Source organism: Streptomyces tremellae (assembly GCF_039540215.1).
Taxonomy (GTDB): Bacteria; Actinomycetota; Actinomycetes; order Streptomycetales; family Streptomycetaceae; genus Streptomyces; species Streptomyces tremellae.
On the sequence record NZ_BAABEP010000105.1, the window covers coordinates 1 to 11034 of the forward strand.

Sequence of the window (11034 nt, forward strand, 5' to 3'; positions counted from 1 at the left end):
TGTGGCGCTCGCGGTGCGCGCGGGGCTCGCCTCGGCGGCGGTGCTGCTCGGCGGGGGCGCGCTGCTCGTCGCCGCCTCCCTGGTCTGGCACGGCCAGCCGGCCGAGGAGTCGTTCCTGCGGCTGTCCTTCGTGTGGTCGGGGCGGTTCGCCGTGCTGCTGCTCGGGCTTGCGCTCGTCCCCAACGCCGCGGTCTGGGGCGCCGCATACGGCCTCGGTCCCGGCTTCGCCCTCAGCACCTCGGCGGCGGTGACTCCGTTCGCCGCCCACGGCGACCCGGGGCTGCCGTCCTTCCCGCTGCTCGCGGCGGTGCCGCAGGGCGCGGGCGGCTGGCCGCACTGGTCGGCGCTGGCCGTGCCGGCGGCCGCCGGCCTCACCGCCGGGTGGTTCACGCTGCGCAGGGCCGCGCCCGCCTACATGGACCCCGGGGAGGCGTGGAGCGCGGGCCGCACCGCGCTGGCCGCCGCACTCGGCGCCGCGGTGGCCGGTGGCACGACGGCACTGCTCGCGGCGTACGCGGGCGGCCCGCTCGGCACCGGAAGTCTCGCCGCCTTCGGGCCCGTCTGGTGGGCGGCCGGCGCGGCGGCCCTGGTGTGGACCGCGGCGGTCGGCGTGCCGTTCGCGCTCGCCGTGCGCGCCTGGCGGCTGCGGGGGAGCGGCGCCGCTCCCGCGTACGAGGAGCCTGCGGCGGTCCCGGTGCCGGCTGCTGCGCGCGCGGCGGGCGGCACCCGGGCCCCCGGCCACACCGCGGTCCCCGCAGCCTCCGTCGCCACGGACGCCACGGACGCCGAGGCCGGGCCCGAGGGGCCGGTCGGCCGGTGGTCCCGGCTCGTGCGCCGCCTCACCGGCCGTCGGGAGACCGGACGGGAAGCCGGAGAAGAGTCCGGGCGGGAGACCGGAGGGAACGGCGGGGCGGACCTCGCGGCCGGGAGGACCCCGGCAGCCGCAGAGGCGGGCGGCGCCGAGGACGAGGCTGCCCCCGCCCGCCGCTGGTCGCGCCCCTCGACCTGGTGGCGCGGGGCGCCCCGTACGGCCGCGGGCGCCGGGGCGCAGGCCGACGCGGAGGCGTACGACTTCCTGTCGGCGCGGTCCTGGCACGAGCGCGGCGCCCGCGAGGCCCGCTGGGCGGGGCTCAAAGAGGTCTCCGGCGGCCTGATGGCCGACTTTCCCGCCGACCCGGCGCCCTGGGCACCCGCCGCGCCGCAGCCGGGAGCCGCCGCGTCGCGGGACGCGGAGCACGGGACAGCGGCAGCCGACCGGCAGCGGGGGGCCGGCGCGAAGACACCGGCGGACGCGCGCCCGGGACCAGGGCCGGACCATGGTCCAGAACCCGATCCGGAGGCGGAGGCGGAACCGGGAGCGGAGCAGAAGCCGGAGCCAGATCAGGGCGGGGACGGGCCCGCGGCCGACGGCTGAGTCGGCCTGCCCCGGGCCTGAGCCACCGGTCAGGGCACCCGCTCAGCGCGGGTGGCCCGTCACCTGCTGATGCCGAGGACCGGGACGAGGGACTTGGGCAGTTCGTCGTTGCACGCGACCTGGCCCTCATGGGTCAGGGCGTCCTGCACGCACGAGTAGTAGTCGGAGTAGACGAACTGCATCGAGTACGTGCCCGCGACGACGAGCAGCGCGAGGATCGCGGCGACCAGACCGCTCACCGCCGCCGTGTGCTGGGGGCGCGCCTGCTGCGCGGGGTCCTGCTCGCGGGTGTGGTGGACCCCCGCAGAGGCGTACGCCCGGTCCTCCGTGGAGGGGTACGCCTCCGGCTGCCGGGGCGGCGCGAACGGGTCGGGTCTGCGGGCCCGCCCGCCGTCCGTGGCGTCCGCCGCGCCCTCAGGGGTGTCCTTGCGGTCCTTCGCGCGCAGCGAGCTGACCGCCCAGTAGATCGCGAGTGCCCCGAGCAGGAGCGCGATCTCGGGGATGCTGAACAGCGCGAAGAAGAAGCCCCACATGCCGGCGAGCAGCGCGTACCGCGCGCGGCGCTGGTAGACGTCCTTGGGGTCCCAGCGCAGCCCGCCGGGCCCGCCGGGTCCGCCGCCCTGGCCCTGCTGCCGCTCCGGGCCGTAGGGACCCGGCCTGCCCGAGCCCCCGCCGAAGCCGCCGCCGGAACCGCCCGGCTGCCGGTCGCTCCACTGGCTGCCCCAGACCGGGCGGTCGCCCTGCCGCCCGCCGTCACCGGAGCCGGAAGCCGGACCGGAGTCCTCGCCCCCGCCCTGGCCGCCCGCGTGGTGCCGGGGGCGCCACGGCTGGTCCGCGCTCCCCTCGGGCGGCGGCGCGAACGGATTGTCGTCGGAGCCGGAGCCGGAGCCGGAGCCGGAGCCGGAGCCGGAAGGCGACCGGGAGGAGGACGGGCCCGAGGTGCCAGGGGCAGACGAGGACTCGCGCTCCCGCAGCAGCACCGGAACCGGGGGCTGCGGAGGGCTGAGTACCGTACGGCGTCGGTCCTGCATCTGGTGAACGTCTTCCCCTCAGACCCCGCACGCCGGGGTCCTGTCGTCGTCGCGGCCCGTCCGGGGGGGACGGGTCCTGCCCCCTGACGCTACCTCCCGGCCCTGCCCCCGTCCCGTGGGGGCCGATCGATATGCCGGTATCGTTGCTGACGGTCGGCCCCTTCGTAGAGTTCCCCAGATCGGGGGACGTGACGCGTTCGTAGGACCGTACAAGGCCTGCTGACGGCACAGGCCCGGCCGCCGGGGCCCCCGTGGCCCAGAAGCCCGAGTCGTCCGAGAAAGGCGCCCGCGCCGTGGCTGTCCCCCCCTCGCCCTCGCCCTCGCTGCCGCCCTCCGGCCGCCCGGCCCGGCTCGTCGTGCTGGTCTCGGGCTCCGGCACCAACCTCCAGGCCCTGATCGACCGGATCGCCGAGGAAGGGCCCGCCTACGGGGCGGAGATCGTCGCCGTGGGCGCCGACCGCACCGGCGTCGAGGGCCTCGCGCGCGCCGAGCGCGCCGGACTGCCCACCTTCGTGTGCCGGGTCGGCGACCACGCGACCCGCGAGGCGTGGGACCGCGCGCTCACCGAGGCGACCGCGGCGTACCGACCCGACCTGGTGGTCTCGGCCGGATTCATGAAGATCGTGGGCAAGGAGTTCATCGCCGCGTACGGCGGGCGCTTCGTCAACACGCACCCCGCCCTGCTGCCCAGCTTCCCCGGCGCGCACGGCGTGCGCGACGCCCTCGCGTACGGGGCGAAGGTCACGGGCTGCACCGTCCACTTCGTCGACGACGGCGTCGACACCGGCCCGATCATCGCCCAGGGCGTGGTCGAGGTACGGGACGAGGACCACGCAGACCACGAAGCCGGCGGGAACGCGCTCCACGAGCGCATCAAGGAAGTCGAGCGACGGCTGCTCGTCGATGTCGTGGGGCGCCTGGCGCGGCACGGCTACCGCATTGAGGGACGAAAGGTAACGATCAAGTGACCGCCGAAGGTACGAAGCGGCCCATCCGCCGCGCGCTGGTGAGCGTCTACGACAAGACCGGCCTCGACGATCTGGCCAGGGGCCTGCACGAGGCCGGGGTCACGCTGGTCTCCACCGGCTCGACCGCCGCGAAGATCGCCGCCGCCGGTGTGCCCGTCACCAAGGTCGAGGAGCTCACGGGCTTCCCCGAGTGCCTCGACGGCCGGGTCAAGACGCTGCACCCCCGCGTCCACGCGGGCATCCTCGCCGACCAGCGCCTCGACGCGCACCGGCAGCAGCTCGCGGACCTCGGCGTCGAGCCGTTCGAGCTGGTCGTCGTGAACCTGTACCCGTTCAGGGAGACCGTCGCCTCGGGCGCCTCGCCCGACGAGTGCGTCGAGCAGATCGACATCGGCGGTCCCTCGATGGTGCGCGCCGCCGCCAAGAACCACCCGTCCGTCGCCGTCGTCACCAGCCCCGGCCGCTACGCCGACGTGCTCTCCGCGGTCCGTGACGGCGGCTTCGACCTGGCCGCCCGCAAGCGGCTCGCCGCCGAGGCGTTCCAGCACACGGCCGCCTACGACGTCGCCGTGGCCTCCTGGTTCGCCGACGACTACGCGGCGGCCGACGACAGTGGCTTCCCCGAGTTCCTCGGCGCCACCTACGAGCGGGCGAACGTCCTGCGCTACGGCGAGAACCCGCACCAGCCCGCAGCCCTCTACCGCACCCCCGGCGCCGCTGGGCTCGCGGGCGCCGAGCAGCTGCACGGCAAGGAGATGTCGTACAACAACTACACGGACACGGACGCCGCGCGCCGTGCCGCGTACGACCACGCGGAGCCGTGCGTCGCGATCATCAAGCACGCCAATCCGTGCGGCATCGCGATCGGCGACGACGTCGCAGAGGCGCACCGCAAGGCACACGCCTGCGACCCGCTCTCCGCGTTCGGCGGCGTCATCGCCGTCAACCGGCCGGTGTCCGTCGCCCTGGCCGAGCAGGTCGCGGAGATCTTCACCGAGGTCATCGTGGCCCCCGGCTACGAGGAAGGCGCCGTGGAGGTGCTGGCGCGCAAGAAGAACATCCGTGTGCTGCGCTGTCCCGAGGCGCCCTCCTCGGCGCACGAGGTCAAGCCGATCGACGGCGGCGCGCTGCTCCAGGCCACCGACCGCTTCCAGGCCGAGGGCGACGATCCGGCCACCTGGACGCTGGCGGCAGGCGAGGCGCTCTCCGGACAGGAGCTGCGCGAGCTGGCGTTCGCGTGGAAGGCGTGCCGCGCGGTCAAGTCCAACGCGATCCTGCTGGCGAAGGAGGGCGCGTCGGTCGGCGTCGGAATGGGCCAGGTCAACCGGGTGGACTCGGCGCGGCTCGCGGTGGAGCGCGCGGGCGCGGAGCGCGCGCGGGGCGCCTTCGCCGCGTCGGACGCGTTCTTCCCGTTCCCCGACGGCCTGGAGACGCTGCTCGACGCGGGCGTGCGCGCGGTCGTCCAGCCCGGCGGTTCTGTCCGCGACGAGCAGGTGGTCGAGGCGGCGAAGAAGGCGGGCGCGACGATGTACCTCACCGGCACGCGCCACTTCTTCCACTGATCCCACCGGCTGATCCCACCGGCGTTCCGCCGGCGGGGGCTCCGCACGCGGCGGGGGCCGCGCCCCGGGAAGGGGCGCGGCCCCCGGCCGTGCGGCGGCTCAGCCGCTCACAGGCTCAGCGGCTCACTGCGAGCGGATGACGACCGTCGAGCAGATCTTGTCCGCGAACGTCTGCTTCTTGGAGTCCCACAGCGGCCACAGCCACCCGATGTAGCAGGCGATCGAGTCGACGATGTGGCAGATGCGGCGGCCGAAGGCCAGGCCGAAGCCGAGCGTCGAGCCGTCGGCCTCCTTCAGCAGCCGGATCTTCATGGCGCGCTTGCCGATCGTCTGGCCCGTGCTGCCCTCCTTGGCGAGCTGCCAGAACGCCAGCACGATCGTGCCGATGAAGCCGATCAGGGCCAGCGCGATCCCGCCCCCGCTGCCGTTGTCTCCGCTCGCCATGGCCACGCCGGCTATGCCGAGGACGTAGTACGGCAGGCCGATGATGATGCCGTCGATGATGGTGGCCACGACGCGCAGGCCCCAGTGTGCGAGCGTCGGCATGCCGGGGGTGCCGAACTGCGGCACACCGCCCATGCCGGGTGCCTGCGGGTAGCCGTAGCCCTGCGGCGGCACGCCCGGCTGCTGCGGATAGCCGTAACCGGCGGCGCCCGGCGCGCCGGCCGGCGGCTGGGGCGCGCTGTTGTACGGGTTGTTGGGTTCGCCGAAGCTCATGGTGAGCGGTTCCTCCGTTGGGTGATGCGGGGACGAGCGGTCCGGGCGGAGGAAGCACGACGAAATGAGCGGACGCCCCCCTGCACTGCCGCTGGTGTACGCGGTCATCGTGATGGCGCAATACACCCCTTGTCCAGTGACTTCGGGTATGCGTTGTCCAAGCGCAACGTGTCCGGAGCAGTACGGGGACCGAATTGGAACACGGACAGGGTCATCCGCGAGGATGGGCCCATGAGCGCCCAGATTCTCGACGGCAAGGCCACAGCGGCCGCGATCAAGTCCGATCTGACCGCCCGCGTGGCGGCCCTGAAGGAGCGGGGGCTGACCCCAGGCCTCGGCACGCTCCTCGTCGGTGACGACCCCGGCAGCCGGTGGTACGTCAACGGCAAGCACCGCGACTGTGCCGAGGTCGGCATGGAGTCCATCCAGCGTGAGCTGCCGGACACGGCCACGCAGGAGGAGATCGAGGCGGTGGTGCGCGAGCTCAACGAGAACCCGGCCTGCACCGGCTACATCGTGCAGCTCCCGCTGCCCAAGGGCATCGACACCAACCGCGTGCTCGAACTCATCGACCCCGCCAAGGACGCGGACGGACTGCACCCGATGAGCCTCGGGCGCCTGGTCCTCAACGAGACGGGTCCGCTGCCCTGTACGCCCAACGGCATCCTGCACCTGCTGCGGCACCACGGCGTCGAGATCAACGGCGCGCACGTGGTGGTCGTCGGGCGCGGGATCACCGTGGGCCGTTCGATCCCGCTGCTGCTGACCCGCAAGTCGGAGAACGCGACGGTCACGCAGTGCCACACCGGTACGCGGGATCTCGCCGCGCAGCTGCGGCAGGCCGACATCATCGTGGCGGCGGCGGGCGTGCCGCACATCATCAAGCCCGAGGACGTGAAGCCGGGCGCCGCCGTGCTCGACGTCGGCGTGAGCCGCGACGAGAACGGCAAGATCGTCGGCGATGTGCACCCGGGAGTGGCCGAGGTGGCCTCCTGGCTCTCGCCGAACCCGGGCGGCGTCGGCCCGATGACCCGCGCGGAGCTCCTGGTGAACGTGGTCGAGGCGGCCGAGCGGGCGGTGGCGGGGCAGTGAACGACGAGGCGCCCGCGGGCGCCGCCCGGCGCCCCGCGACCGAGCCGCCCGCCCCCGAGCCCGCAGGGGAAGCGCGGCCCGGCGCAGGGGAGGCGCCCGCAGGACAGGCTCCGGCGGGGGACGCGCCGTCCGCCGCGGGCCACCCCCCTGCCGGGGACGCGCCGTCGGGCGCGGGCCACGGGCCCGCCGACGCCCCCGCAGAGGACGGACCGGCGGACGGGACCCCGGGGGGCGGCGGTGCGTCCGCAGCGAGTCCCTCGCCCGAGGAGGTGCCCGAGACGGTGGACTTCCCGCCGCCCGAGGGCGCCGGGCGCGCGGCCTCGGGGGACGCGCCCGCGCCCGCGCGGCAGTGGCCGCTGCTCAGCGTGCTCGCGCTGGCCGCGCTCGGGCTGCTGACGGTCGGCGTGCACCCCTTCGAGGCGGCCTTCAGGGTCGGCACGGTCATGGTGGGTGCCGCGCTGGTCGGCGGCGCCGTGCTGCGCAGGACCGTGCCGTCGGTCGGCATGCTCGCCGTACGGTCGCGGTTCACGGACATGGTCACGTACGGCGTGCTCGGCGTCGCCATCGTGCTGTTCGCGCTGATGATCCAGCCCAGGCCGTGGCTGGACATCCCCGTCCTCCAGAGCGTGGTGCACTCGACCGTGCCGTAGCCGCGGGGCGGTGCGAACCCGCGCTCCCCCCACGCGGTGTGATGGTCGGACAACAGTGGGAGACTGGGCCGGGCGCAGAACGCGCCCGGATGGAGGGGCCACATGGCGCGCCGTGCCACCGATCCGGCCGGTGAACTCGCGGACCGCATACGGGAGCTGATCGACCGCAGCGGGCTCAGCCTCGACGCGGTCGCGGCCAGGACCGGTCTCAGCCGCGCCGACTGGGCCGCGTACGTGCGCGGCGTGCGCCGCCCGCCGCGCGAGGCCACCGCGGCGCTCGCCGAAGCGGTCGGCACCCACCGGGCGCCCCTGCTCGAACTGTGGGACAGGGCCGAGTTGCGCGCACGTTCCGAAGGCGCCGTGCCCGAGCCGTACCCGGAGTACCCCGAGGAGCGGCCCACCGTCCGGCTCCCGGCCGTGGACGCCGAGCCGGCCGGCGGCCCCGGCGAGCGCCAAGTCCCCGAGACCACAGGGGCGTTCGCCGGTGCCACCGCGCCGCTGCCCCGGCATGTGGACCGCCAGAGGCGGCCGGGCCACGCGCGCACCCTCACCCTCGTGTCCACCGCGGTCGGCGTCGCCCTCGTGGTGCTCGCCGTCGTCCTGCTGACGGGCCTCGGTGGCGGTGGCGACGGCCCGGCCGCGGCGGGCCAACCCTCGGCCACGGGCGACGCGTCGGCCCCGGGCCGCACCACCGCCCCGCCGCCCGCCGCCTCCGCGCACCCCACACCCCTGGAGCCCGCGCCCCCCACCGCCGCGCCCTCGACGCCCTTCGCACCCCCCTCGACGCCCTCGTCCCCGCCCGCGTCAACCGCGGCCTCCCCGCCGCCCGGTGTGCTCTGCGCGCCCGGCACCTGCGCGGGGGCCGACCCCGAGGCCATGGGGTGCGCCTCGGGCCGCGCCCGCACCCTCGCCACACGTGCCGTGGGCAGCGCGTTCGTCGAGGTCCGCTACAGCGACGTCTGCGGCGCGGCCTGGGGCCGGGTCACCGGCTCCGCGTCCGGCGGGACACTGCTGGTCACGCCCGGCGGTACGCCCGTACCCGCCGAGGCGGGCGCCGGCGCCGGCGCCTACACGGCGATGGTCGCAGCCCCCGTGCCCCACGGGCTGCGGGCCTGCCTGACCCTCCCCGCCGGGACCGAGGGGTGCGCCACCGCGCGGTGAGCCACGCCACCCGGGGGCACAGGTGCCCTGGCGCGCACGTCGGATAGCCTGACCGGTGGATTTCTCTTCACATCAAGATTCGGAAGGTTCCGGCCGCAGCACCGGACCGCGGCCACTCCGGGCGGTTGTGGGGAGGCGTCCCGCACCCCGGGGACCCCCGAACACCAGGGCAGGGGCCCCCACACCGCCAGCTTGCTATCGGAGATCGCCATGACCCGCACTCCCGTGAATGTCACCGTCACCGGCGCGGCCGGCCAGATCGGCTACGCGCTGCTTTTCCGCATCGCCTCCGGCCAACTGCTCGGCGCGGACGTGCCGGTCAGCCTGCGGCTGCTGGAGATCCCGCAGGGCCTCAAGGCCGCCGAGGGCACCGCGATGGAGCTGGACGACTGCGCCTTCCCGCTCCTCAAGGGCATCGACATCACCGACGACCCGAACAAGGCGTTCGACGGTGCGAACGTGGCGCTCCTCGTCGGCGCCCGGCCCCGCACCAAGGGCATGGAGCGCGGCGACCTGCTGGAGGCCAACGGCGGCATCTTCAAGCCACAGGGCAAGGCCATCAACGACCACGCCGCCGACGACATCAAGGTCCTCGTCGTCGGCAACCCCGCCAACACGAACGCGCTGATCGCCCGCGCCGCGGCCCCCGACGTACCGGCCGGCCGCTTCACCGCGATGACGCGCCTCGACCACAACCGCGCCCTGACGCAGCTCGCGCAGAAGACCGGCGCCGCCGTCTCCGACATCAAGCGCCTGACCATCTGGGGCAACCACTCGGCCACGCAGTACCCCGACATCTTCCACGCGGAGATCGCGGGCAAGAACGCCGCGGAGACCGTGGGCGACGAGACCTGGCTCGCCGAGACGTTCATCCCCACCGTCGCCAAGCGCGGCGCGGCCATCATCGAGGCGCGCGGCGCGTCCTCCGCCGCGTCCGCCGCGAACGCCGCGATCGACCACGTCCACACCTGGGTCAACGGCACCGCCGAGGGCGACTGGACCTCGATGGGCGTCGTCTCCGACGGCTCGTACGGTGTCGCGGAGGGCCTGATCTCCTCCTTCCCCGTCACCACGAAGGACGGCGCGTACGAGATCGTGCAGGGCCTCGACATCAACGAGTTCTCCCGCACGCGCATCGACGCGTCCGTCAAGGAGCTGGAGGAGGAGCGCGACGCGGTCCGCGCCCTCGGCCTGATCTGAGCCGTCCCCGCACGCCGAAGCGCCGGAACTCCCCGTGATGCACGGGGAGTTCCGGCGCTTTGTGGATGCCCGCGCCGTTGTGCGGGCCCGCGCCACCGCGGACGCCGGGTCCGCGTCACCGGGTGGGGAACGTGCCGATCCCGGCGTTCACCACCAGCGCGCCCTGCCGTGGTGGGCGGGCGCGGAAGGCGTCGGCCGCGTGGTGCGGCACAGCGGAGCTCTCCGTCGGTTGCGGTGACGCGGTGACGCGGTGCGGCGATGGGGCACGGTGGTCCAGGGCGGTGCGGCGCGCTGGTGCCAGGTCGCGCGCCCGGAGCCCGGAGCCCGGTGCCTCGGGTGGGGTCCAGGGCGCGGACTCAGTGCTGCCGTGCGGCGGGCCGGTAGTGGCCCGGCACCATCCTGGTGCTGACACCGAAGCGGTTCCAGGCGTTGATCACGGTGATCGCGGCGATCAGGTGGGCGAGTTCCTTCTCGTCGAAGTGCGCCGCTGCCTTCTCGTACACCTCGTCGGGGACGAAGCCGTCCGTCAGGACCGTGACGGCCTCGGTCAGCTCGATCGCCGCGACCTCCTTCGCCGAGTAGAAGTGGCGCGACTCCTCCCACGCGCTCAGCTGGATGACCCGGTCCACGGACTCGCCGTGCGCCAGCGCGTCCTTGGAGTGCATGTCGACGCAGAAGGCGCAGTGGTTGATCTGCGAGGCGCGGATCTTCACCAGTTCCAGCAGGGTCGGGTCGACGCCCTGTCCGGCCGCCGCGTCCAGTCGGACCATCGCCTTGTAGACGTCGGGTGCGAGGTGCGCCATGTCGAGTCGGGGGGTGTGCTCCGGGTTGCGTTCCGCAGTGCTCATGCGACCACCGTAGGCAGCAGGTGGCGCAGGCGTATGGTCCATTTCCATGACGGAAAAGCGGGCCACTTCACCGGAAGGACCGGGCGGATCCGGCGTGCGTGACGGGTCGGCCACCGGTGCCGACCTGCACCTCGACCTCCTGGAGCCGCGGCCGGGCCACGGGCTGCGCGTCTCCCTGACGGAGGCGCTGCGCGAGGCCGTGCGCGGCGGGCGGCTCGCGCCCGGCACCCGGCTGCCGTCGTCCCGCGCGCTCGCCGCCGACCTCTCCGTCGCCCGCAACACCGTCGCCGACGCGTACGCGGAACTCGTCGCCGAGGGCTGGCTCACCGCGCGCCAGGGCTCCGGCACCCGCGTCGCCCGCGAGGCCGCGCCGCGCCGCGCCGCCCGCCTG

General features: G+C 74.8%; 11 protein-coding genes. 8 read left to right on the top strand and 3 right to left on the bottom strand.

What is annotated here, in order from left to right; genetic code table 11:
• A partial coding sequence (locus ABEA77_RS32760) for a cell division protein PerM (protein ID WP_345655644.1) occupies positions 1–1414 on the top strand: 1414 nt, incomplete at its 5' end.
• 59 nt (positions 1415–1473) lie between these two features.
• Here ABEA77_RS32760 and ABEA77_RS32765 read toward each other — a convergent pair.
• Entirely contained in the window at positions 1474–2445 is a 972-nt protein-coding gene (locus ABEA77_RS32765) for a hypothetical protein (RefSeq protein ID WP_345655646.1), read from the bottom strand.
• A 293-nt stretch (positions 2446–2738) separates the two neighbouring features.
• Here ABEA77_RS32765 and purN point away from each other — a divergent pair, with 293 nt between their 5' ends.
• Positions 2739–3413: a phosphoribosylglycinamide formyltransferase gene (gene purN / locus ABEA77_RS32770; protein WP_345655648.1), complete on the top strand. Its 675-nt coding sequence runs from the start codon at positions 2739–2741 to the stop codon at positions 3411–3413.
• Positions 3410–4975 carry a bifunctional phosphoribosylaminoimidazolecarboxamide formyltransferase/IMP cyclohydrolase gene (gene purH / locus ABEA77_RS32775; protein ID WP_345655650.1) on the top strand — a complete coding sequence of 522 codons (1566 nt, stop codon included), beginning with the start codon at positions 3410–3412 and terminating at the stop codon, positions 4973–4975. Before purN ends, purH begins: the two co-directional genes overlap by 4 nt.
• A gap of 123 nt (positions 4976–5098) precedes the next feature.
• Here purH and ABEA77_RS32780 read toward each other — a convergent pair whose 3' ends face one another.
• Positions 5099–5692, bottom strand: a complete 594-nt coding sequence (locus tag ABEA77_RS32780; protein ID WP_345655652.1) for an RDD family protein — start codon at positions 5690–5692, stop codon at positions 5099–5101.
• A 231-nt stretch (positions 5693–5923) separates the two neighbouring features.
• Between ABEA77_RS32780 and ABEA77_RS32785 the strand changes: the two genes are divergently transcribed.
• From ABEA77_RS32785 to ABEA77_RS32800, 4 genes are all read left to right on the top strand, one after another.
• Positions 5924–6784 carry a bifunctional methylenetetrahydrofolate dehydrogenase/methenyltetrahydrofolate cyclohydrolase gene (locus ABEA77_RS32785; RefSeq protein WP_345655653.1) on the top strand — a complete coding sequence of 287 codons (861 nt, stop codon included), beginning with the start codon at positions 5924–5926 and terminating at the stop codon, positions 6782–6784.
• A 269-nt stretch (positions 6785–7053) separates the two neighbouring features.
• Entirely contained in the window at positions 7054–7434 is a 381-nt protein-coding gene (locus tag ABEA77_RS34040) for a DUF3017 domain-containing protein (protein WP_425588442.1), read from the top strand.
• A gap of 102 nt (positions 7435–7536) precedes the next feature.
• Entirely contained in the window at positions 7537–8595 is a 1059-nt protein-coding gene (locus ABEA77_RS32795; RefSeq protein WP_345655656.1) for a DUF2690 domain-containing protein, read from the top strand.
• A gap of 210 nt (positions 8596–8805) precedes the next feature.
• The gene (locus ABEA77_RS32800) at positions 8806–9795 is read left to right on the top strand and encodes a malate dehydrogenase (RefSeq protein ID WP_345655658.1); all 990 of its coding nucleotides are present in this window, start codon (positions 8806–8808) and stop codon (positions 9793–9795) included.
• 356 nt (positions 9796–10151) lie between these two features.
• Here the strand turns inward: ABEA77_RS32800 and ABEA77_RS32805 are convergent, their stop codons facing one another.
• On the bottom strand, positions 10152–10643 hold the full coding sequence (locus ABEA77_RS32805) for a carboxymuconolactone decarboxylase family protein (RefSeq protein ID WP_345655660.1): 492 nt from the start codon (positions 10641–10643) through the stop codon (positions 10152–10154).
• A 46-nt stretch (positions 10644–10689) separates the two neighbouring features.
• Between ABEA77_RS32805 and ABEA77_RS32810 the strand changes: the two genes are divergently transcribed.
• Positions 10690–11034: GntR family transcriptional regulator (locus tag ABEA77_RS32810; protein ID WP_425588443.1), on the top strand; the 345-nt coding region annotated here is incomplete at its 3' end.

Excerpts from the sequence above, each read along its gene's own strand:
- ABEA77_RS32765 (WP_345655646.1), bottom strand. The coding sequence starts at position 2,445 with ATGCAGGACCGACGCCGTACGGTACTCAGCCCTCCGCAGCCCCCGGTT.
- ABEA77_RS32780 (WP_345655652.1), bottom strand. The coding sequence starts at position 5,692 with ATGAGCTTCGGCGAACCCAACAACCCGTACAACAGCGCGCCCCAGCCG.
- ABEA77_RS32785 (WP_345655653.1), top strand. The coding sequence starts at position 5,924 with ATGAGCGCCCAGATTCTCGACGGCAAGGCCACAGCGGCCGCGATCAAG.
- ABEA77_RS32795 (WP_345655656.1), top strand. The coding sequence starts at position 7,537 with ATGGCGCGCCGTGCCACCGATCCGGCCGGTGAACTCGCGGACCGCATA.
- ABEA77_RS32800 (WP_345655658.1), top strand. The coding sequence starts at position 8,806 with ATGACCCGCACTCCCGTGAATGTCACCGTCACCGGCGCGGCCGGCCAG.
- ABEA77_RS32805 (WP_345655660.1), bottom strand. The coding sequence starts at position 10,643 with ATGAGCACTGCGGAACGCAACCCGGAGCACACCCCCCGACTCGACATG.